Origin of the sequence: Ruegeria sp. SCP10 (genome assembly GCF_040329495.1) — a bacterium.
GTDB lineage: Bacteria > Pseudomonadota > Alphaproteobacteria > Rhodobacterales > Rhodobacteraceae > Ruegeria.
This window is the reverse complement of sequence record NZ_JBDZYF010000001.1, coordinates 956,558-978,516: the sequence shown is the minus strand read 5'-3', so window position 1 is coordinate 978,516 and position 21,959 is coordinate 956,558. Positions and strand designations below refer to the sequence as shown.

General features: G+C 57.5%; 21 protein-coding genes. 12 read left to right on the top strand and 9 right to left on the bottom strand.

Features of this window, described 5'->3' with window-relative positions:
• Positions 1-49: 49 nt before the first annotated feature.
• The 4 genes from recJ to ABLN87_RS04975 all read right to left on the bottom strand — a co-directional run bounded on the left by recJ (position 50) and on the right by ABLN87_RS04975 (position 4,617).
• Positions 50-1,792 carry a single-stranded-DNA-specific exonuclease RecJ gene (gene recJ / locus ABLN87_RS04990; RefSeq protein ID WP_353008015.1) on the bottom strand — a complete coding sequence of 581 codons (1,743 nt, stop codon included), beginning with the start codon at positions 1,790-1,792 and terminating at the stop codon, positions 50-52.
• A 92-nt stretch (positions 1,793-1,884) separates the two neighbouring features.
• On the bottom strand, positions 1,885-2,868 hold the full coding sequence (gene glpX / locus ABLN87_RS04985; RefSeq protein WP_353008014.1) for a class II fructose-bisphosphatase: 984 nt from the start codon (positions 2,866-2,868) through the stop codon (positions 1,885-1,887).
• A 71-nt stretch (positions 2,869-2,939) separates the two neighbouring features.
• Positions 2,940-4,226 carry a homoserine dehydrogenase gene (locus ABLN87_RS04980; RefSeq protein WP_353008012.1) on the bottom strand — a complete coding sequence of 429 codons (1,287 nt, stop codon included), beginning with the start codon at positions 4,224-4,226 and terminating at the stop codon, positions 2,940-2,942.
• Between the two features lie 118 nt (positions 4,227-4,344).
• Positions 4,345-4,617, bottom strand: a complete 273-nt coding sequence (locus tag ABLN87_RS04975) for a hypothetical protein (protein ID WP_353008010.1) — start codon at positions 4,615-4,617, stop codon at positions 4,345-4,347.
• An 82-nt stretch (positions 4,618-4,699) separates the two neighbouring features.
• Between ABLN87_RS04975 and ABLN87_RS04970 the strand changes: the two genes are divergently transcribed.
• Positions 4,700-5,287, top strand: a complete 588-nt coding sequence (locus ABLN87_RS04970) for a TetR/AcrR family transcriptional regulator (protein WP_353008009.1) — start codon at positions 4,700-4,702, stop codon at positions 5,285-5,287.
• 23 nt (positions 5,288-5,310) lie between these two features.
• On the opposite strand, the gene ABLN87_RS04965 is transcribed toward ABLN87_RS04970, so the two are convergent.
• Positions 5,311-6,222 (bottom strand): pirin family protein, encoded by a 912-nt coding sequence (locus tag ABLN87_RS04965; protein ID WP_353008008.1) that lies wholly within the window; start codon positions 6,220-6,222, stop codon positions 5,311-5,313.
• A 159-nt stretch (positions 6,223-6,381) separates the two neighbouring features.
• Between ABLN87_RS04965 and ABLN87_RS04960 the strand changes: the two genes are divergently transcribed.
• Positions 6,382-6,858, top strand: coding sequence for a hypothetical protein (locus ABLN87_RS04960; RefSeq protein WP_353008007.1), 477 nt, complete (start codon positions 6,382-6,384; stop codon positions 6,856-6,858).
• Here ABLN87_RS04960 and ABLN87_RS04955 read toward each other — a convergent pair.
• From ABLN87_RS04955 to ABLN87_RS04945, 3 genes are read right to left on the bottom strand one after another with little or no spacing between them, the layout of a single operon-like run.
• Positions 6,855-7,448: a TadE/TadG family type IV pilus assembly protein gene (locus ABLN87_RS04955; RefSeq protein WP_353008006.1), complete on the bottom strand. Its 594-nt coding sequence runs from the start codon at positions 7,446-7,448 to the stop codon at positions 6,855-6,857. The genes ABLN87_RS04960 and ABLN87_RS04955 overlap by 4 nt on opposite strands.
• Positions 7,435-8,022 (bottom strand): TadE/TadG family type IV pilus assembly protein, encoded by a 588-nt coding sequence (locus tag ABLN87_RS04950; RefSeq protein ID WP_353008004.1) that lies wholly within the window; start codon positions 8,020-8,022, stop codon positions 7,435-7,437. The genes ABLN87_RS04955 and ABLN87_RS04950 overlap by 14 nt, the downstream gene beginning before the upstream one ends.
• Positions 8,019-9,818, bottom strand: coding sequence for a Tad domain-containing protein (locus ABLN87_RS04945; RefSeq protein ID WP_353008003.1), 1,800 nt, complete (start codon positions 9,816-9,818; stop codon positions 8,019-8,021). The genes ABLN87_RS04950 and ABLN87_RS04945 overlap by 4 nt, the downstream gene beginning before the upstream one ends.
• Before the next feature lie 426 nt (positions 9,819-10,244).
• Between ABLN87_RS04945 and ABLN87_RS04940 the strand changes: the two genes are divergently transcribed.
• The 10 genes from ABLN87_RS04940 (at position 10,245) to ribD (ending at position 19,957) form a co-directional block, all read left to right on the top strand.
• Positions 10,245-11,675 (top strand): Glu/Leu/Phe/Val family dehydrogenase, encoded by a 1,431-nt coding sequence (locus tag ABLN87_RS04940; RefSeq protein ID WP_353008001.1) that lies wholly within the window; start codon positions 10,245-10,247, stop codon positions 11,673-11,675.
• 121 nt (positions 11,676-11,796) lie between these two features.
• Positions 11,797-12,093 carry a hypothetical protein gene (locus tag ABLN87_RS04935; RefSeq protein ID WP_353007999.1) on the top strand — a complete coding sequence of 99 codons (297 nt, stop codon included), beginning with the start codon at positions 11,797-11,799 and terminating at the stop codon, positions 12,091-12,093.
• Between the two features lie 78 nt (positions 12,094-12,171).
• The gene (gene dnaG / locus ABLN87_RS04930) at positions 12,172-14,121 is read left to right on the top strand and encodes a DNA primase (RefSeq protein WP_353007998.1); all 1,950 of its coding nucleotides are present in this window, start codon (positions 12,172-12,174) and stop codon (positions 14,119-14,121) included.
• A gap of 114 nt (positions 14,122-14,235) precedes the next feature.
• Positions 14,236-16,224: an RNA polymerase sigma factor RpoD gene (gene rpoD, locus ABLN87_RS04925; protein WP_353007997.1), complete on the top strand. Its 1,989-nt coding sequence runs from the start codon at positions 14,236-14,238 to the stop codon at positions 16,222-16,224.
• 150 nt (positions 16,225-16,374) lie between these two features.
• A complete protein-coding gene (locus ABLN87_RS04920; RefSeq protein WP_353007995.1) occupies positions 16,375-16,812 on the top strand; it encodes a thiol-disulfide oxidoreductase DCC family protein in 438 nt (145 codons plus the stop codon).
• Positions 16,813-16,817: 5 nt separating this feature from the next.
• The gene (locus tag ABLN87_RS04915; protein ID WP_353007993.1) at positions 16,818-17,360 is read left to right on the top strand and encodes a DUF4166 domain-containing protein; all 543 of its coding nucleotides are present in this window, start codon (positions 16,818-16,820) and stop codon (positions 17,358-17,360) included.
• Between the two features lie 77 nt (positions 17,361-17,437).
• Complete coding sequence (locus tag ABLN87_RS04910; protein WP_353007992.1) at positions 17,438-17,836, top strand: hypothetical protein; 399 nt, start codon at positions 17,438-17,440, stop codon at positions 17,834-17,836.
• A 20-nt stretch (positions 17,837-17,856) separates the two neighbouring features.
• Complete coding sequence (locus ABLN87_RS04905) at positions 17,857-18,270, top strand: secondary thiamine-phosphate synthase enzyme YjbQ (protein WP_353007990.1); 414 nt, start codon at positions 17,857-17,859, stop codon at positions 18,268-18,270.
• Between the two features lie 119 nt (positions 18,271-18,389).
• Positions 18,390-18,860, top strand: a complete 471-nt coding sequence (gene nrdR, locus ABLN87_RS04900; protein WP_050602693.1) for a transcriptional regulator NrdR — start codon at positions 18,390-18,392, stop codon at positions 18,858-18,860.
• Positions 18,857-19,957 (top strand): bifunctional diaminohydroxyphosphoribosylaminopyrimidine deaminase/5-amino-6-(5-phosphoribosylamino)uracil reductase RibD, encoded by a 1,101-nt coding sequence (gene ribD / locus ABLN87_RS04895; RefSeq protein ID WP_353007988.1) that lies wholly within the window; start codon positions 18,857-18,859, stop codon positions 19,955-19,957. Before nrdR ends, ribD begins: the two co-directional genes overlap by 4 nt.
• 1 nt (position 19,958) lies before the next feature.
• Here the strand turns inward: ribD and ABLN87_RS04890 are convergent, their stop codons facing one another.
• Complete coding sequence (locus ABLN87_RS04890) at positions 19,959-21,959, bottom strand: capsular polysaccharide biosynthesis protein (RefSeq protein WP_353007987.1); 2,001 nt, start codon at positions 21,957-21,959, stop codon at positions 19,959-19,961.

Genomic DNA, 21,959 nt, shown 5'->3' with positions numbered 1-21,959 from the left:
CAGGGATGTGAAAGTTTTTGAACGGCTGAAAGGGCAGACAAAATCCTTATCAGTTGGCTTCGGCTGCGTCCTCAAGCCGAAGCTGTACATTTTGCCGTCCGCCCCAAGTGTTCACCTCAAGCCGACCAGCAAAGTGAAACCGTGCACCGCCATGATTTGACAGCCGTTCCCCAAGCGGCCCGTCGAAGGCGCCAAAGGCAATGGCATCCAGCCCGCCGCCCATTCCATCAGACAGAGACAGTTTCAGATGCGTCTCGCCTACGCGCTTGGCAAACCGCACCTGCAGATCGGGCAGAGCATAACGTGGGGCAGGGGCGCTGGCCCCAAAAGGGCCTGCCTTTTCAATCTGTTCGATTAATTCCACTGTTGCCGCGCCGGGCATAAGCGCTCCGTCCAACCGCACGTCCGCCGGTCCACCTTGCCCCGCACCTTGCTTTTCCAGCAACTCCGACAGGCGCGCCATTGCAGGCTCCAACTGATCCCGCATCACGGTTAGACCTGCGGCCATCTTGTGCCCACCACCTTTGATCAATAGCCCTTCGGTTGCTAGACGCTGGATGGAAGCCCCCAGATCAACGCCCGAGACTGACCGGCCCGAACCCTTGCCTTCATCACCGTCAAATCCGATCACTATAGCTGGCCGGTTCGCCGCTTCTTTCAGGCGCGAGGCGACAATGCCGACCACGCCGGGATGCCAGTCTTCGCCAGCCGCCCAGACGAGGGGTACATCCAGACCCCGATCCTCAGCCTGTTGCAAAGCGGCCGCGCGCACGGCGTTTTCGATGTCGCGCCGCTCTGTGTTTAGCGCGTCCAACCGTTGGGCTAGTGCTTCGGCCTCGGACGTCGAGTCGGTGCTGAGCAGCCGCGCACCCAGATCGGCCTGACCGATGCGCCCCCCGGCATTGACCCGAGGGCCCAGCAGAAACCCAAGATGATAACTGTTCGGGGCCGAATCCATCCGGGCCACATCGGATAAGGCCACTAGGCCAGGCCGTTGCCGACCGGCCATCACCTTCAGCCCCTGCCGTACCAGCGCGCGATTGGCTTCGATCAGCGGGGCGACATCGGCCACCGTGGCCAGCGCGACCAGATCGAGCAGAGAGACCAGATCCGGCCCGGTGGCGCCTGCTTTGCGCATTTGCCGCCCGGCCTCGACCAGCATCAAAAAGACTACCCCAGCCGCACAGAGATAGCCCAGATCACCGCTTTCATCCTGCCGGTTCGGGTTCACGACGGCGACGCAATCCGGCAGCGTTTCCGCGCCCAGATGGTGATCCAGCACGATCACATCCGCACCCTTGGCTGCTGCAATGGGTTCGTGGCTGAGGGTGCCGCAGTCGACACAGATGATCAGGTCATGTGCTGCCGCCAGCTCCCGCATGGCAGGCACATTCGGTCCGTATCCTTCGTCGATCCGGTCCGGCACATAAAGCGTCGCTTGCAACCCCATCTGACGCAGCCAGACCAAAAGCAAAGCCGCTGAACTGCCACCGTCTACGTCATAATCTGCGAAAACCGCGATACGCTGCCTTTCGCACACCGCAGTGAGAAAGCGCGTCGCCGCGACTTCCATGTCTTTCAGGCTGCGCGGGTCAGGCAACAGCTCCTTCAGCTTTGGTTCCAGAAACCCTGCTGCTTCCATCGGAGGCACGCCGCGTCGTGCCAGAACCTGGCAGACTGCGCGCGGCAAGTCGGCCTGCTGCACCAGCATTTCAGTCGCGCGCTCAACCTCGGGCGAGGGGCCCACCCATCGCCGACCTGTCAATGACTTCTCAACGGCTAGAAAGCTCATCCTGCCCCTCATATGCCAAGGCCGGACCCACATGGATCCGGCCTCTTAATCTCTTTACAAATACTCTTGCCGAAGGTGGCGGCGCAAGCCGCTTAGGCGTCGGCGTGCGACCACATCGGTGTGCGGTATGACATGCGGCGCACTGATCCGGTTTTGGATCGCATCAGCAAGGTTGTTGTCTCAAGCCAGCCTGGCTCGCGCTTGATACGCGGCAGAAGCGATCCGCCGGTCACGCCAGTCGCTGCAAAGATCACATCCGCTGTCACCATCTCGTCGCGGGTGTAGATGCGGTCTAGGTCAGCGATGCCTGCCTTTGCGGCGCGACCGCGTTCGTCGTCGTTGCGGAACAACAAACGACCAAAGATCTGACCGCCCATACATTTCAGTGCGGCCGCGGCCAATACACCTTCGGGCGCGCCACCTTGACCCATATACATGTCGATCCCTGTGGTCTCGCTTTCGGCGCAATGCATCACGCCGGCCACATCGCCATCGGTGATCAGGCGGATCGAAGCGCCGGTTTCACGGACCTCGGCAATCATCGCCTCGTGGCGCGGACGTTCCAGAATACAGACAGTGATGTCTGCGGGCTCACAGTTTTTGGCTTTGGCTAGGGCTTCCACGCGCTCACGCGGGGACATGTCCAGCGAGACTACGCCTTCGTCATAGCCAGGACCCACGGCCAGCTTGTCCATATAGACGTCGGGTGCGTGCAGCATCGACCCGCGCGGGCCCATGGCGATGACGGTTAGCGCGTTGGGCATGTCCTTGGCGGTCAGAGTGGTGCCTTCCAGCGGGTCCAGTGCGATATCAACGCCGGGGCCATTTCCGGTGCCAACTTCTTCACCGATATACAGCATCGGAGCCTCATCACGCTCACCTTCGCCAATAACGACGACACCTGCGATATCCAGCAAGTTCAGCTGTTCACGCATCGCATTGACGGCGGCCTGATCTGCGGCTTTCTCGTCTCCGCGCCCCACCAGCGAGGCCGAGGCAAGCGCTGCCTGTTCTGCGACACGCGCAAGCCCCAATGACAGCAGGCGGTCGTTAAAATCGGTTTTGGCAGCGTTCATGCGATGTATTCCTTTGGTCGGCAATGACGTTACGTCTGGCATAGCCTGCACAAGGCGCAGGCTGCAAGGGGTCAGACCTGTTCGATCCGCAGCGCGACGGGCTCGTCCGCAACAACATCGGTTGCCCGGAACCCATCCAGGGCCACGTCCAATGTCGCCCGCGTTGTCTTATGCGTTACGATCAGAACCGGTGCGGTGCTTTCACTGTGCCCATACTGGCGCATCCGGTCGATCGAGACGCCCGCATCGCCCAGAATGGCGGCAATCTTGGCCAGCGCACCGGGTTTGTCCAGCAGGGCCAGACGCAGATAATAGGGCGCGGGCAGGCCGGTGACGGCCGGGGTTGCGGCCTCAAGCGAGCTTGCGGGTCGGCCAAAGGTCGAAATCTGAAGGCCGCGTGCCAGATCGCAGACATCGCCCATCACCGCGCTGGCGGTTGGGCCTTCGCCGGCACCGGGGCCGCGCAGGACAACCTGATCCACTGCGTCGCCTTCGATTACAACCATATTGGTACCGCCTTCCAGCTGCCCTAGCGGCGAGTCGCTGGGGACCAGGCAGGGCTGCATCCGCTGTTCAAGACCGCGCGCGGTGCGTTGCGCCACCCCCAGCAGTTTGATGCGAAAGCCCATGTCATGCGCCTGATCTATGTCATCCAGGCTGATCTGTTGAATACCTTCAATCTCGATCCCGTCGAAATTCGGTTTGGTGCCAAACGCAATTGACGACAGCAGCGCCAGTTTATGCGCCGCATCGATGCCGCCCACATCCAGGTTCGGATCGGCCTCAAGATATCCCAGTTCGGCACATTCATCGAACAGCGTGTTATAGCCCTGCCGCTGAGACTGCATCCGAGTCAGGATATAGTTGCAGGTGCCGTTCATGACGCCCATAACGCGGGTGATCTCATTGCCCGCCAGCCCCTCGGTCAGGGATTTGATGACGGGAATTCCACCTGCAACAGCCGCTTCAAAACGGATCACTCGGCCCGCAGCTTCGGCCTGTTCGGCAAGCGCCTGACCATGAATGGCCAGCAGGGCTTTGTTTGCGGTGGCGACGTCTTTGCCGCTGGCCAAAGCGGCCTCGACCGACGCTTTTGCCGGACCGTTTTCGCCGCCCATCAGCTCGACATAGACATCAATATCATCGCGCTGGGCCAAGGCGACCGGATCGGTCTCCCATGCATAGTCGGACAGGTTCACACCACGGTCTTTGTTCGGGTCGCGTGCGGCCACAGCCACGATTTCGATCCGACGTCCCGTGCGTGCCTCAAGCAGATCGGCATGGCGGCGGATGATCTTGACGACACCCACACCAACTGTTCCCAAACCCGCAATTCCAAGCCGCAGCGCCTGTGTCATTCCGTGGGTTCCTTTCCGCTCGATCTATTCTGAAACCGGACGTTCATCCGGTCAGCGCTGCCTTAGCGGGTTCGGGCCGAGGGTGCAATCCGTCACGGCGGCACCACGGCCTCGGGTATCAGTTGGTTGGCGCGTTTTGAAGCGCCTCGGCCTTTTTCCTGAGCGCTTCGGCGCGTGCGTTTAGGTCTTCCTCGACCTCGTTGGCTTCGCTGGCCGGATCAATTGGCGTACCAAGCGAGTCCTGCAGTGGGATCAGGGGCGGATAAGCGGCCTTTTGCACCGAACGCGACTCAGAGCCGTCCAACTCAGGAATATCCGCGCAGCCCGTCAGGGTCAGCGTCAGGATCAGCAGGGGCAGGGCTTTGGTTGGCATGGGCTCTCGCGCGGTCACAGTGTGATCCTGTGATGCACGTTTTAACGCATTGGTTCAAGCGGGCTTCTATCTGAACATTTGTTCAGATACGGTATATCTCATGGCACGTACCCAGGGTTCTCACTCCGACATCACAGGCCCGCGTATTCGCAGCGCGGCGCTCAGGCTTTTTGCCCGCCACGGCTATGCGGCGGTGTCGATGCGCCAGATCGCCAAAGAGGTCGGCGTGCAGGCCGGGGCGCTGTATAACTATACGCCGGATAAGCAGAGCCTGCTGTTTCGTTTGATGCGCGAGCATATGCAGGACCTGTTACAGGCCTATGCCGCGTTGAATTCATCCTCTGATCCGCAAGAGGCATTGCGCGGCTTTGTCGGCTTCCACATCCGTTTCCACCTGGAGCGCCCGGATGAGGTCTTTATTGCCTATATGGAGTTGCGCAACCTGACCCCTGAGAATTTTGCAGAGATTGAGGATTTGCGCCGAAGCTATGAGAACGCGGTGGAAAAGATCCTGCGTGATGGGCAGCGGTCCGGGCGTTTTGCCATTGCGGATACCAAGATCGCCACACTCGCTGTTATCGCGATGCTAAACGGCGTGATGACGTGGTATCGCGCTGGTGGGCGCTTGTCGCTTGATGAGGTCGAGCAGGCCTATTGGGACATGGTGCGCCGTGCAGTGACGGCCTGACGGAGATCAGGCCGCCCCATTGATCAATGCGCCGGACGAATGAAAGTTCCGTTTCGCAGCTCCTTGAACGCCTGTTCCAGCTCGGCCCGCGTGTTCATCACAATGGGCCCATGCCAGGCGACTGGCTCATCAATAGGCGCGCCTGAGATCAGCAGAAAACGCACACCCTCGGGCCCGGCCTGAACTGTGACTTCGTCTCCTGTGCCAAAGCGCACCAGCGTACGATCCCCGGACATGTCGCGGATGTTCACCTCTTCCCCGGCGACCTCTTTCTCTAGCAACACGCCAGTTGGCTGTGAGGCATCGGCAAAGGCAGCTTGTCCGTGAAACACATAGGCAAAAGCGCGGCGATAGGTGTCGATGCGAAAGGTCTTCTTGACGCCGGCCGGTATCTGGATGTCCAGATACTGAGGGTCCGCCGCGATGCCATCCACCGGCCCGGTTTTGCCCCAGAAATCTCCCACGATCACGCGTACAATTGTGCCGTCATCGTCAATGATCTCGGGGATATCCCTGCTTTGCACGTCCTGATAGCGCGGCGCGGTCATTTTCTGGGCCGAGGGCAGGTTCCCCCAAAGCTGGAAACCGTGCATCTGGCCTGTGCTGTTTCCGTGTGGCATCTCCTGATGCAGAATACCGGACCCGGCGGTCATCCACTGCACATCGCCTGCGCCTAGCGTGCCGCTATTGCCCAACGAGTCCGAATGTTCGACCGTTCCGGCCAGCACATAGGTGATGGTTTCGATCCCGCGGTGAGGATGCCAGGGAAATCCGGCTTGGTAATCCTGTGGGCGTTCGTTGCGGAAGTCATCAAACAACAGAAACGGATCCAGCTCGGACGGGTCCTGAAAGCCGAACGCGCGGTGCAGTTTGACGCCAGCGCCCTCCATTGTTGGCATGGCTTTGCGGGTTTCCAATGTGGGTCTCAGGGACATGGGTGCCTCCTATTCCTTTGCCCAGCATGTAACCTCCGCTTGGTTGCGGTCAATTCGCATGGATTCACCGGCTTTGTGCAAATTTGTTCAGAGGTTTCAGCCCCTGTTGTTCAGCGAAGAAAGCAGATAAACGAAGGCCCAGGCTGACAGGAGACAAGAATGCAGGACGAAGTACTGGCCACAATTGAGGCCTCAGCGCCAAGACGTTGGATCGGGGTTCTTATGCTTGGCACGGTTGGCGTTTTGGTTCTGTATGTCGCGCTGTCCACGCCGCCCGAGCTGGTCTGGCAGGTGTTCTTGATTGTTGTCGGTGGGGCGGCGCTATGGCTGGCCTTTAGTGTCTGGCAGGCGACCCAAGACCGGATCGAGCTGACGCGCACAGAACTGCGCACCGGGGCAGGGCGTCTGATTGCGCTTGTCGATGAGATTGAGGCTGTCGACCGGGGCGTGTTCGCATTCAAACCCTCGAACGGGTTTCTGGTGCGTACGCGGGCAAAAACCTCGAACAGCTGGGCGCCGGGACTTTGGTGGCGCCTCGGACGCCGCGTTGGCGTAGGTGGCATGACCGCCGCCTCTGAGGCCAAGTTCATGTCAGAGATACTTTCGGCCCTGTTACTTGAAAGGGATGAGGCTTAGCAGTCGTCGGGATTGACCACCTTAAGATTGGTGAGCCCGCGCGGCTGTGTGAACATGAACTTGTTGATCGCAAAGGAATGATCCCCATAGCCGATCTTGAACGGGCGCGTGTACCAGTCTTTTGTTTCAACAAGGATCATCACCGCTCCGTCAGCCATCACGGGAATTCTGTCCTTGTATTCGGTAAACAGTGTTGCATTGTCCAGTTTCTCAAAGCTCTCTCCGCGCGGGCAGGTCCATTCTACAACATGACGATCATTATCCGCCTCATACTTGACCAGGGAGATCCGCATCGACACCGCTGAACGGTCCGAGATAAGGAATTTTTGAAGCTCGTACATATTTGTGATGTATTGCTTCGACATCGACGTGTGTTCACGAGAAATAATATCCGCAACCGCGTAAGCGGCCTTAAGATTTATGGCGCTTTGCCTGTAGCTGTCGAAGTATGTGTAGGAGGTCCACATCGACCAGAACAGAAGTGGGAAGACCATGACAGCTTCGATGCTGACCACACCGTCTTCCTTACGCCAAAAGCGACCAAGCCAGTTGATGGTGGTACGGGGCAGGGATATGTTAAAACGGTTCATGGACAAACACCGTTGCTACGTGCAGTTCATACTGATCATCAATAGGATCAAATCGGGTCAAGCGACCTAAAGTAGTCCCGAAAAACAGCGGATCGATTTCGGCGCAAGCTCGAATGATCATCAACTTGTCTGACGTACCTAGATCAAAAAACGGCTCATCATCGTCGCCGCCACGAATGTCTTCGGGGGTGTCAACGCAATAGGGCTGTTGAAAGCTCCCGTTTAGAACCGTGTTAGCTGCGAAGGGATCGATCGAGGTCATTTCGATGGCCAGATTGTCAAAGCATTTCGGGATGGCTCCGGCCTTATCACAAACGATTTGCTTCAACAGAGTATGTGTCCACTGCGCGCCAGGGGTTTGGTCATAAACCTCGATGCGGTTCATGCGCACATCCTGGATGGTTTCATCCAAGGCGCGTTCGAGGTTTGCGTGGTTGTAAGCCACGATGCCGATTTCGACGCCTGAATAGGTTGTGATCATGAAGATGGGGAACCAGAATACGAACTCGATCGTGGCCATGCCATCTTCATTGCGGCGAAACTGGCGCAGTTTTTGGGTCAGACGCCTAATCATTGGGTTAGCCTTAGATTCCGGATGCTGGCTGTGATCGAAGCAAAGACATCAGGCAGATCATCTGGGTTAGCTTCGTAGTAAGTCGCATCAGCTGTTTTGCAGTGTTGCATGATAGCGCGGCCTGCGGATGGCGCCTCCAAAGAGATCGTAAAGATCACGACACCCATTTGATCTTTTGCATAGTCGCACATCGATCTTACGCGCGGGTCTTTAATACTGCGGCCATTGGAAGAGACAGCATCATTGTAAAAATTGGTTCCCCAGCTATAGCCATAATAGTTGCGGAAATACTCACGTAGTTTACGGCGTGAGGTCTGCTCCCAGAGATCAGGCCAAGTTAGGTGCTTCGAAGGCTCTACATCCAGATCGTGATAGGTTTTGACCTGCTTTGTATCCCGGTCAAAGTTAACGCAATCGCCGGAAGAGGAGATCGAAAGGCAGCGATATTGGATGAATCCACGCACGTAGCTACCTTCCGGATTAACTGCCTCGGCCGCCTCCACGCTATCTACATTTTCATATTCAAGGGTAGCATTGTTAACAATGGTATTGCCATAACCGCTGGGTTGCAGCCGATCTCTGGCCCAGTAGAAGCGTTTCACTTCATCCCATTCAATCATGTCTACATTGCGCCAGATATAGTTGGTGCCAAACTCGATCGTAATCTCATCGTTTTCGTCGAGCTCAGCGTAGGATACATAGTCCTTAAGGCCTTCGTTCCACCAGACGCCTGATTTCCCATCGCGATAAGGATAGTTAGTCAGATATTGAGTTGTGTTCGCACCATCTGTCATCAGGATCATGACTTTTAGCGTGTCGCCGCTGCGCGGGTTGTCTGGACGCGTGGCGAACTCGGCTGGTACGTCACCCGCGGCTGCCATCTGGGCGATCACGGGCTGCATACTGTCATCAAGCAAGGCCATGCCCCACTTGACGCCCAGGTCAATCGATGTGTTGCCCGCCGCCTCGAACGACGCGATTTTGTTTTTCAGAAGATCGGCGTCTTTCTGGAAAACCATTGCTTGACGGTTCTCATCGGTCTCACAGATTTCGTTATACACCAGCACTTCGCCCTCTTTTGAACGCTGATCATAGGTGTACCATGGTGTGAAGTGCAGCGTGCGATCATAGACAAGGTTCAGATCAAATTCGCCGTCCTGGAACTGGCTGCTGGTAAAGTTGATGCAGTTCGCGTGCGGGTTCACACCAGACGTGCTGATATAGTCCATCATCGAGTCGGGCAGGGCAACCTGGGTCGCATAAGGGACGATCGAGATCGACATTTTGCCGTCTTCGGATTTGTCGACCATTTCCTGCACGAATTCCTGCGCGGCAAGCTTTAGGGTCGTCAGTCGGCTGTTGCTGTTCATCGAGCCCGAAACGTCAAGAACCATCGAGATTTCGACATTGCCCAGGGCTTCTTCAGCCGCGCTGAATACAGAGGTCGTGATGTAGTCTACATCCCACCACTGCATGAAGTGCATCGCCACGTCCATTTCCGCACGCGCCTGCACACGGCGGAAACCTTCGATGGTCACGGCACTCGAACCACACAGATTGGCAGGTTCAATAATAATTTCGTCCTCGATCAGATATTGGCCCAGGTTCTCTTTCTCGAGATAGTCTTTGATAACGACGGTCGGACAAAGATCCTGCCGAAGATCGGTGGCCGCAAGCACCGCACGGTCTAGGGAATATTGTAGTCGTGCACGTTCATGATCAAAGCGCTGGATATCCACCGCGAAACCACCGACCGCAAAAACGACCATAATTAGGCCCAAGGTAAAGATGGTCATCGTGCCATCTTCGGATCGGACGAAACTGTGCGACGGCAAACGACACGCGTCCGCTCGCTTTGATTTTCCCAGAATCGACTTCGCTTTAAATATCTTCATACCGCGTTCCTCTACCGGTCAGGCACACTGATTCCAGTCGTTCCCAACTTTAAATTTTTAGACGTGGAACGTGGCGAGATTTGGGCACCTTCGTCACTATGATGCTATTATTGAATGAAAATCGGCCTCAGTTTTGGGGTGTCGTGAGGCTTTGTTTCGTCCATGTGGACAATTTGGCCAAAAGTCTTAACCGGCCGACTCAGGGGCGGGCTCGGTAATCCTGCGTTCATAAAGTGATGAAAAAAGGTGCACTTGAAGATTGCAGCCCGCTGCAAGTGGTGCGACAAAACGTCATGACGTTTGTCAGTTCCCGGTATGGAGGATTTTATGACCGGTATCAAAGAACCCAGCTTTCGTGAAAGTGTTGATCTGATGTTCAACAGGGCGGCGTCCCTGATGGATTTGCCCCCGGGGCTGGAAGAGAAGATACGGGTCTGTAACGCCACCTACACAGTTCGCTTTGGTGTGCGCCTACGGGGCGACATCCATACCTTCACAGGCTATCGCTCGGTTCATTCCGAGCATATGGAGCCAGTGAAAGGCGGTATTCGCTATGCTTTGGCGGTGAACCAGGACGAGGTCGAAGCGCTGGCGGCGCTGATGACGTATAAATGCGCGCTGGTCGAAACGCCGTTTGGTGGTTCGAAAGGTGGGCTTTGCATCGATCCGAGAAAATACGAAGAGCATGAGCTGGAACAAATCACCCGTCGTTTCGCCTATGAACTGGCCAAGCGTGACCTGATCAACCCCTCTCAGAACGTACCCGCACCCGACATGGGCACAGGCGAGCGTGAGATGGCGTGGATGGCCGACCAATATGCGCGGATGAACACGACCGATATCAATGCGCGGGCCTGTGTGACAGGCAAGCCCTTGAACGCTGGCGGGATCGCCGGGCGTGTCGAAGCCACTGGGCGCGGTATCCAATATGCGTTGCGTGAATTCTTCCGTCATCCCGAAGACGTAGCCAAGGCGGGCCTGTCCGGTAAGCTGGACGGCAAGCGCGTTGTGGTACAGGGGCTGGGCAATGTGGGTTATCACGCCGCTAAATTCCTGAGCGAAGAAGACGGCTCGACCATTGTGGGTATCATCGAATGGGATGGCGCGCTCTACAATCCCGACGGCATTGATGTCGAAGCGGTGCGCCAGTGGATCATCAAGCACGGCGGTGTGAAAGACTATCCTGATGCGACGCACTCGGCCGAGGGTGGTGACGTACTGGAAGCGGAATGTGACATCCTCGTTCCGGCGGCTTTGGAAGGCGTGATCAATCTTGAGAATGCTGAACGTATCAAGGCCCCGCTGATCATTGAGGCCGCGAATGGCCCCGTGACCGCTGGTGCAGATGAGATCCTGCGCAAGAAGGGCACGGTGATCATTCCGGATATGTATGCCAATGCCGGTGGTGTGACAGTGTCGTATTTTGAGTGGGTCAAGAACCTCAGCCATATTCGCTTTGGTCGGATGCAACGCCGTCAGGAAGAAGCGCGGCATGAGCTGATCGTCAGCGAGCTGGAGCGGCTGGACCGCTATCTTGGTGACGCCTGGACGATGTCTCCGGACTTCAAAACCAAATATCTCAAAGGGGCGGATGAACTGGAGCTGGTCCGGTCTGGCCTGGATGACACCATGCGGATTGCCTACCAGTCGATGCGTGAAGTCTGGCATAGCCGCGATGATGTCGAGGATCTGCGAACTGCCGCCTATATCGTTGCGATTGACCGCGTGGCTAGCAGCTATAGGGCCAAGGGTCTCTGATACGATTTGGATGGGGCGGGTGTTTCGCCCCATCCATTCCTGTCTGCCCGAAATGGGCAATGGCAGGTCCGATGAAGGCCGGTTAAGCTGCGTCCAATTCAACGATTCCCCGGAGACCCCAATGTTGCGTATCGCCATCGCTGCCGCCGTTCTTGCCACACCTCTGGCTGCGGCAGAAACCAAGGAACAAAGCTGCCAGTATCAGGCGGACGTAGTGGCCGCGATCCAGCAAGCGCGGATTGATCGGGTGAAAGAGCGAGACGTACCACAAGCGGTCGCCGATAGCAGCCCCACTTGGCCCGAAAACTACAATGCAGCCGTCCCATTGATTACGCCGTGGGTGTATGAACAGAAGATGCGCGATGTTCGCAAAAAAGACCTTGGTGCGGCCTGGCTGGAGCTCTGTCTGCAGCAATAATCCACAGCCGGATCATTTCGCTGTGGAAAAGCGCGCCATCCCCTTGGCGCGCGTTTTCATTTCTGGCAGGTTTGATAGATGTCTTTGCCCCCCGGATTTCTGGATGAATTGCGCACCCGGCTCAGCCTGTCTCAGGTCGTCGGGCGCAAGGTCATGTGGGATCAGCGCAAGTCCAATCAGGGCAAAGGGGATATGTGGGCGCCATGCCCGTTCCATCATGAAAAAACCGCCTCATTCCATGTGGATGATCAGAAAGGGTACTACTACTGCTTTGGTTGCCATGCCAAAGGTGACGCCATCACCTTTGTAAGGGAAACTGAAAACGTATCCTTTATCGAAGCGGTTGAAATACTGGCGCAAGAGGCCGGGATGCCCATGCCCGAGCGCGATCCAAAAGCGCAGGAAAAGCAGGATCGCCGCGCAGAACTGGCCGAGGTGATGGAGCAGGCGGTGCAGTTCTTCCGTTTACAGCTGAAGACCGGAGCAGGTGGCGCGGCACGCGATTACTTGTCCGGTCGCGGGCTGGATGCACAGGCGTTGGACCGGTGGGAGATTGGGTTCGCTCCTGACGGCTGGCAAGCGCTGTGGGATCACCTGCGGGGAAAGAACGTAGCCGAGGACTTGATCCTGGACTCTGGGCTCGCCAAGCCGTCGAACAAGGGCAAAAAGCCCTATGATACATTCCGAAACCGCATCATGTATCCGATCCGCGACCCGCGAGGGCGGTGTATCGCTTTTGGCGGGCGGGCGATGGACCCGAATGACAACGCGAAGTATCTGAATTCGCCCGAGACTGCGTTGTTCGACAAAGGCCGCAGCCTCTACAACCACGGCCCTGCGCGGCAAGCGGCGGGCAAGGGGCAATCTTTGATTGTGGCCGAAGGCTACATGGATGTGATTGCGCTGGCTGAGGCCGGGTTCGGCGCGTCTGTGGCTCCGCTGGGAACCGCGATAACCGAACATCAATTGCAGCTTCTCTGGCGCATTTCCGACGAACCGATCATCGCGTTGGATGGGGATACGGCGGGCCTGCGTGCCGCGATGCGGGCAATTGATTTGGCCCTTCCTTTGCTGGAGGCCGGGAAATCCCTGCGCTTTGCGCTGATGCCCGAGGGCAAAGACCCAGACGATCTGTTGCGCGCCGAAGGGGCCAGCGCCGTGCAAAAGGTGCTGGATTGCGCCATTCCGACGGTCAAGCTGCTGTGGCAGCGTGAGACAGAAGGGAAGGTCTTTGACAGCCCGGAGCGCAAGGCCGCATTGGACAAGGTGCTGCGTGACAAGATCAAACTGATCCGCGATCCATCGATCCGCTCTCACTACGGGCAGGAAATCAAGGACCTGCGTTGGCAACTGTTCCGCCCGCAGCGTCAGACGCAAAGCCGGACCTGGCAACCGCGCGGCAAATGGCAACCGCCGAAACAGCCTGCTTCAGCGGGTGCAAGATCGTCGTTCCTTGCGTCCTCAGACAATGCCGATATCCACCTGCGCGAAGCGGCGATACTAGCGATCGCTGTTCTAAATCCACAGGTCGTGGTTCAGTTTGAAACGCAGCTGGAAGACATGGAGTGCCATGACCCGGATCACGCGGCGCTGCGCCAGGTCATTCTGCGCCATGCAATCAACGACCCGGACAACCTGAAAGACCACATCGTCGAAACTTTGGGGCCTGAGCCCCTTGAAAACCTTCTGGGCCTTCGCCATGTCGCTGTGATCCCCTGTGTGTTCAAACCAGGCGACGTTGAAAAGGCCCAGATGACGCTGGCCGAAGAACTCGCAAAGATCAAAGCGCTCCGGGGGTTGGATGCTGAGATTGCTGAAGCGACCGAGGAGATGTCCGACTTGGCTGACGAGTCATTGACGTATCGGGTGGGTCAGGCCGCCGAAGAGCGTAACCGCGCAAGCCGCAGCCAAAACGAGGACAAAGCCCTTTTCGACATCGCCGACAATGGCGCGCGAATCAATCGTGACGAGAAAGACGCGTTTGAAACAATCATGTCCGGGATCAAATTCGAGCGGAAACGTCGATAAAGTGATGTTTTCATAAAGCACTGGAAAAGAAAAACGGGTAAACGGGTGGCCGAATCACTTTCACGCGCTAATGATTCGGTTCAAACGAATCACCCATCCCTGCAGGAGCATTGAATGGCCGCCAAGGATACGAACGAAGACCGCAAATCCGACGAGCAGGAACAGGAAATCTCGCTGGACATGAGCCAGGCCCAGGTCAAGAAGATGATCGCCGAGGCCCGCGAGAAAGGTTATATCACCTACGACCAGCTCAATCAGGTTCTGCCGCCTGATCAGGTCAGCTCGGAACAGATCGAAGACGTGATGTCGATGCTGTCCGAGATGGGCATCAACATCATCGAAGATGAAGAAGCCGAAGAAGAAGAGAACAAAGGCTCGACCGAACTGACCACCACGGAAAGCAACCGTGAGGTCGCGCTGGCCGGTGCTGCCACCGAAAAGCTGGACCGTACCGACGACCCCGTGCGCATGTACTTGCGCGAGATGGGCAGCGTCGAGTTGCTGAGCCGCGAGGGCGAGATTGCCATCGCCAAGCGGATCGAGGCCGGTCGGAACACCATGATCGCGGGTCTGTGCGAAAGCCCTCTGACCTTCCAGGCGATCACAATCTGGCATGACGAACTTCTGTCTGAAGACATTTTGTTGCGCGATGTTATCGATCTGGAAACCACCTTTGGCAACCAGATGGACGAGGACGGCGACGTTGAGGAACCCGTCGTTGACACCTCTGCGGTACAGTCTGCCAAGCCAAAAGAAGATACGGGCCCGGAGCTGGACGCGGACGGCAACCCAATCGCCAGTGATGATGACGATGACGAAGACGATCAGGCCAACATGTCGCTGGCCGCGATGGAAGCCGCGCTGAAGGATCAGGTTCTGACCACATTAGAGCGGATTTCTACCGATTTCGCTCAGCTGAGTGAGATGCAGGATAGCCGGATTTCGGCCACTCTGAACGAAGATGGCACGTTCAGTGCGAAGGACGAAGAGACCTATCAAAAGCTGCGCGCCGAGATTGTTGAGCTGGTGAACGGTCTTCACCTGCACAACAACCGGATCGAAGCGCTGATCGACCAGTTGTATGGCATCAACCGCCGCGTCATGTCGCTGGACAGTTCTATGGTGAAACTGGCCGACCAGGCCCGGATCAACCGTCGTGAGTTCATCGACGCCTATCGTGGGCGTGAACTGGATCCGAATTGGCTGACCGATATGGCCGAAAAGCCGGGTCGGGGTTGGCAGATGTTCATCGAACGCTCGACTGACAAGGTTGAAGAACTGCGCAACGACATGGCTCAGGTCGGTCAATATGTTGGTCTGGATATCTCTGAATTCCGCCGCATCGTGCAGCAGGTTCAAAAAGGCGAGAAAGAGGCGCGGCAGGCCAAGAAGGAAATGGTCGAAGCCAACCTGCGTTTGGTCATCTCGATTGCCAAAAAGTACACGAACCGCGGCCTGCAATTCCTTGATCTTATTCAGGAAGGTAACATCGGCCTGATGAAGGCGGTGGACAAGTTCGAATACCGCCGGGGCTATAAGTTCTCGACCTATGCGACCTGGTGGATTCGTCAGGCGATCACACGCTCGATCGCGGACCAGGCGCGGACCATCCGTATTCCGGTTCACATGATCGAAACGATCAACAAGCTGGTCCGGACCGGCCGACAAATGCTGCACGAAATCGGCCGCGAGCCGACGCCGGAAGAGCTGGCCGAGAAGCTGCAAATGCCGCTTGAGAAAGTGCGCAAGGTGATGAAAATCGCCAAGGAACCGATCAGCCTTGAAACGCCAATTGGCGACGAGGAAGACAGCCAGCTGGGCGATTTCATCGAGGACAAGAATGCCGTGCTGCCACTGGACAGCGCCATTCAGGAAAACCTCAAGGAAACGACTACTCGGGTTCTGGCCTCGCTCACTCCGCGTGAAGAGCGCGTTCTGCGGATGCGCTTTGGCATCGGGATGAACACAGACCACACTCTGGAAGAGGTGGGTCAGCAGTTCAGCGTTACGCGCGAACGTATCCGTCAGATCGAGGCGAAGGCGCTGCGAAAACTGAAACATCCCAGCCGGTCGCGAAAACTGCGATCATTCCTGGATCAATAAAGTCAAAGGCGCCGAGCATACGGCGCCTTTTTTCTTTATCCGGCAGTTGCGTCCGGGCGGAAACGTCCGGTTTTCTTTCATGTCGCATTGCTCACCACCAAGATGCATGACACCGTTACCTTGCGCGGTTCGACTGAGAGTAACCATCCTATGCAAGGGTCTGAAATTTCAAATGAATGGGATGTTGGAAACCTGATCGTTTTCGATGGGGAATGCGTTTTGTGTTCCAGTTTCTTTCGGTTCATGCTGCGGCATGACCGGGCGGAGGTGTTTCAGTTTGCGACGGCGCAATCACCCTTGGGGCAAAGGCTGTACCGACAGCTTGCTCTGCCGACACAGGATTTCGAGACCAATCTGGTGATCGTGAACCAAAAGGTGCATCAGCGCCTGGATGCGTTTGCCGCGGCGATGGCGCAGCTATCGGGGCCTTGGCGCGCCCTGTCGCTCTGCCGTTACTTGCCGCGCTTCGTCAAAGACCCGCTCTATCACGCCATCGCGCGCAATCGCTATGCCATCTTTGGACGGGCAGACATCTGCATGATCCCGGATGCAGAGGTTCGGTCGCGTTTTGCGGCGCAGGGGTTCTGACGCGAATGGACCCGTTTCTGCAGGCGTTGCCGCCGCAATCAGACCTGCCACAAGCAGTGGAGATCTTGCACAGCGACCCGGGCGTTTATGAGGGGCGCTGCGATGTCCAGCGGGGACAGGGGCGTTTAGTGGGCATTTTGCTGAACCTTGCCGGGTTTCCTCGGGCCGGGCATGACGTACCGGTTCGGGTGACGGTGGTACATGATGGCCAATATTGGCTTTGGATTCGCGATTTTGCGGGCCATGTCACGCGCTCTCGCCTGTGCTACGACCCTAAGACGGGGTGCGTGCGAGAGAGGTTCGGCCTTGTGTCCATCTGGCTGAAACCCTTGATTGTAGAGGGCAAGTTGCAGATCGACATCCAACGTTTGACTTTGTTGAGGCTAACCGTACCGACCATTCTTTTGCCGCGCTCGTCGACGTTCGAGATGCAGGATGATCGGGGAAGGTACGTCTTTGATGTGTCCGCTGAGGCCCCGTTTCTTGGGCTGCTAATCCACTATCACGGCTGGCTGACGCCTGTTCACGACGCAGATGAAATCGACTAAATTGATCGTGAACCCAGCAGCTATTGGCCCGCCGAGGCCTATCTTAAGCCCATAGGCAACAACGAAAAGATAAAACGATGAAACAGACGATTTTATGTGCACTGTCGGTGGCTGCAACCCTTGGCTTGGCGGCAGAGACAAGTGCGGCGCCGAACGGGTATCGGACCGAGCCGATCAACAGCACCGATTTCGAAGTCATACCGCGCGCTCAACAATTCACAGATGGTTATTGGTGCGCAGCGGCAGATTTTGCACGCCGAAAGCTTGGCTTGGGCTGGCAAGACCGCATCTATGTTCTGCGCGGGTATGGTCCCAGCGTAACGACAGGGCGCAAGACAGCCGTTCAGTTTACGATCAAAGAGCCGTCAGAGACCCCAGTACAACCCAGTTTTGTCTTATCAAGCTTTGCAGCAGGTTCCAGCATGTCCGTCCAAGGGGCAAATGCGAAATGCGATATCCGCCCGTTCTTTAGATAGTAAGGCGGGAACCAGAAGAGATGCAGACTGAATTCAAGATCCAAACCCAAGGATCAGGGCTTTATGAATTCACCAATGATGTGCATCGCTGGCTTGGCCCATCTTTGAAGGATGGCGTTCTGACACTGTTCGTGCGCCATACTTCATGTTCGCTGCTGATACAGGAAAACGCTGACCCCGAGGTTCAGACCGATCTGAAAGCTTTTTTCGAAAGGCTGGTGCCACCATCGGATCATCCGGCGATGTCCTATCTGCGCCATACTTATGAAGGGCCAGATGACATGCCCGCGCATATCAAATCCGCACTTATGCCCGTCTCATTGTCGATCCCGGTCTCAGAGGGTCGCATGTGTCTTGGGACATGGCAGGGGATTTACTTGTTCGAACACCGCTCTGCACCGCATCGTCGCTTGGTCGCAGCGCATCTTGGGTAACCCTTTATCTAGGGGTTGAAAATTCCGACTACCCAAATCCTAGCGGCTGCCCTATAGTTGTGGATAAGTAAGCCGAAGTGCTTACAAAAGAGGCCGAACAAGGGACGAGGAGACGGCGGATGCGCTGCCCGTTTTGCGGAAATATCGACACTCAGGTGAAAGATTCACGCCCGGCAGAGGATCACGTTGCGATCCGCCGACGCCGGTTTTGCCCGGCCTGCGGGGGCCGGTTTACCACCTACGAACGCGTGCAACTGCGCGATCTGGTTGTGATCAAGACCAACGGAAAGCGCGAAGATTTCGACCGCGACAAGCTGGAGCGTTCGATCCGGATCTCGATGCAGAAACGGCCCGTTGATCCCGAACGGATAGATCAGATGATCTCGGGCATCGTACGCCGGCTGGAAAGCATGGGCGACACCGATATTCCGTCCAACAAAATCGGCGAGATCGTCATGGAAGCTCTGGCGCGGATCGACACCGTTGCCTATGTTCGCTTTGCAAGCGTGTACAAGAATTTCCAGGCGGCCGATGATTTCGAGGAGTTTGTCCACGAGTTGCGCCCGCCGCAACCTCCGACGGACGAGTGAGCGAAACAGATAAGCGATTTATGGCGCTGGCCTTGTCACTGGGGCAGCGCGGCCAGGGGTCATGCTGGCCCAACCCGGCTGTCGGGTGCGTTATCGTGCGCGAAGGGCGCATTGTCGGGCGGGGCTGGACCCAACCGGGTGGGCGCCCCCACGCCGAACCTGTTGCATTGGCACAGGCGGGGGCGGCGGCCAAGGGCGCCACGGCCTATGTGACGCTGGAACCCTGCGCCCATTATGGCAAAACCCCTCCTTGCGCGACTGCTTTGATCGAGGCCGGGGTGTCGCGCGTCGTGGCCGCGCTTGAGGACAGCGATCCGCGCGTGTCAGGGCAAGGTTTCGCGATGATGCGTGAGGCCGGGATCGAGGTCGATATAGGTGTTTTGGCCGATCAGGCCGCGCAGGATTTGGCCGGTTTTTTTCTGAAAACGGAACAAAGCCGTCCCTTTGTTACCCTGAAACTGGCCAGCAGCTTTGATGGGCGGATTGCAACGCAAACCGGCCATAGCCAGTGGATCACTGGCTCAACCGCCCGCCGCGCTGTACACGCGATGCGCGCGCGCCATGATGCGGTGATGGTTGGCGCAGGGACGGCGCGTGCGGATGACCCCTCGCTGACCGTGCGGGATTTGGGCGTCTTACATAAGCCTGCACGGATTGTCGTATCGCGCCATCTGGATTTACCCCTGATGGGGCAATTGGCACGCACGGCTAAGGATATTCCCGTCTGGATATGCCATGGTCCAAGCCCCGATCCGGATCGCGCTCGCACGTGGGAAGGACTGGGCGCCCGGCTGATCCCTTGCGCGCTGCGGGATCACCATATCGATGCCACAGATATGTTACAGCAATTGGGTCAGGCCGGTCTAACGCGGGTGTTCTGCGAGGGCGGTGCGGCCCTTGCCGCGTCACTGCTTGAGGCGGATATGGTGGATGAACTGGTCGGTTTCACCGCAGGTCTAAGCATTGGCGCCGAAGGGCTTGCTGCGGTCGGCCGATTGGGTCTTGAGACACTTGAGGCCGCGCCACGGTTTGAACTGATCGAAACGCGCACGATTGGTCCGGATATCCTGCACCGCTGGCGACGATCCACACAGTGACTCAGCGCCACAAGCGCGCATGCGTGGCAAAAACACCCTGCAGCTTTGAAAGCATGCGGTTCAGCGGGCCTGTTTTTCCCGGAACTCCGTTTGCCAGACGCTCAACCGCGACTTCGACAGGGCAGGGTTCACCCGTCAGCGGGTCCATATAGCGCGGATAGTCGATGAGTGTGGCGTGGACCAAACCCATCAACGTTGACCGTGCACCGCGACGCGCAGGAACTGTGCCCAAATCATGGGTCAGACCCCATCCGGCATAAAACGGTGCACCCAAGGTCGTGACCTTGACCCCACGCAGCAGGGCCTCGAACCCCAGCAGCGAGGTCATGGTCCAGACCTCTTGCACATGTGGCAGCAGCGAGGCCGGATCGCAATCGCCCAGAACCAGATCGGCCAGACCTTCAGCCTCGATCCTTCCCTCTCGCAGCCCCGCCTGAACGTCCGGGTGGGGTTTGTAGATTAAGATGGCGTCCGGGTGCGCCTCCCTCGCGGCGCGCAGCAGTTCAAGATTGGTGCGAATGTTGCTGGTGCCCAATAGGATTGAGGCGTCATCCTCCACCTGTCCAGGCACCAGAATGCGATACCCCTCGGGCAAAGTCGGAACAGGTTGTCCGATGTTGTATTTGCTGAGACCACCCGAGAGCAACTGCGCCACCAAATGCTCTGCTCGCAGCTCCTGATCCGGGCGTAATGTCTCGCGTTGGGCAATCAGTTCTTCCAAACGGCTCGGACGCGTGGGGTCATAGTAAATTCCCAGATCATCGGTCACCAGCGACAGGGGGGGGATCAGCTCTGCGCCCAACCCGCGTGAACGCAGAAAACCGTCTTCGACACGAATGACCCCTTCGGCATCTCGCGATTGACTGGCCCAGACCATATGCGGTCGATCAGGGGCGGTGGGCATAGTGGTTTTGAATTGAAGCTTGCGATGTCTGCCGAACATCTGCTGCAAATGCTTGCGCTTCCAAAGCCGCATGCCCGAAGCTGTCCAGCCAAACCGATCCTGACGCCAGGCGCGGGTCGTGGCCTCCAGCGTGTCCAGAACAGTTTCCAACTCGCACAACCTATCCCGATAAAGGTCGTACCACTTGGGATACAGCAGCATGGCCGCTGCAAATAGTTGCGCGCGCGTTAGGTTCCGGGATCGGCGCGGGATCGGCACCTCATCTTGGGTCAAACCCCAGCCGGCATAAAAGGGCTGCCCGAAAACTCGGGGTTTGTGACCGGCCAGGATTGCCTCGAACCCGAGTTGCGAGGACAGCGTGTAAACCCCAACCGCACCATCCAACACGGGCCACGGGCTGAGCGCATCGTGCAAGAACGAGACACGATCGGAGAGGTCCTGATCGCTGAAGTATCCCGGACGATGGCCCGCTTGGGTCTCAGGATGGGCCTTGATCAGGATGCGCGCGCCCGGGTTCTCCTCCTGCGCGATCACAAGCATTTCGCGGAACCGGGCATAGTCGCCTCCGCTCGCCGTAACGGCGGCATCACCCTGCGTTTGGTCAACGACCAGAACATATCCGGGATCAGGCGGTGTGATGTCAGTGTCAAAAGCCGAGTACTTGCTGAGATGCAGGTCCTTTATCCGCGCAATTGCACCGCGTGCGCGGTTTAGCAGCGCCGTATCGTCCAGCGGATGTGTCGTCAGCAGCGTTTCAAGGTCCGATGGGGCGGACGGGTCGAAATGCAGGCCGGTTTGATCCAGTAGTAACCCCAAAGGTGCCTCGCCCGCGCGCCCGGGATGGAGAGAGCGTAGAAACGCGTCTTCGACCCTCAGGATCGGGGTGCCGTATTTTTCGGCCATGCTCAGGCCGCGATGGGCGGTTGGGCTGTTGCCCCAGACCCCAACGGTATCGCCCTGTTTGGGCAGGCCCAGGCGAATGTCATAGTCGGCAAGCGACAGGATGCGCCGTATGCGACGGTTGGTCAGAAACCCCCCATTATACACAAACAGCCGGGTGCGATTTGCCCCGGCTGCGGTGTCCGTTTCTGGGTACAC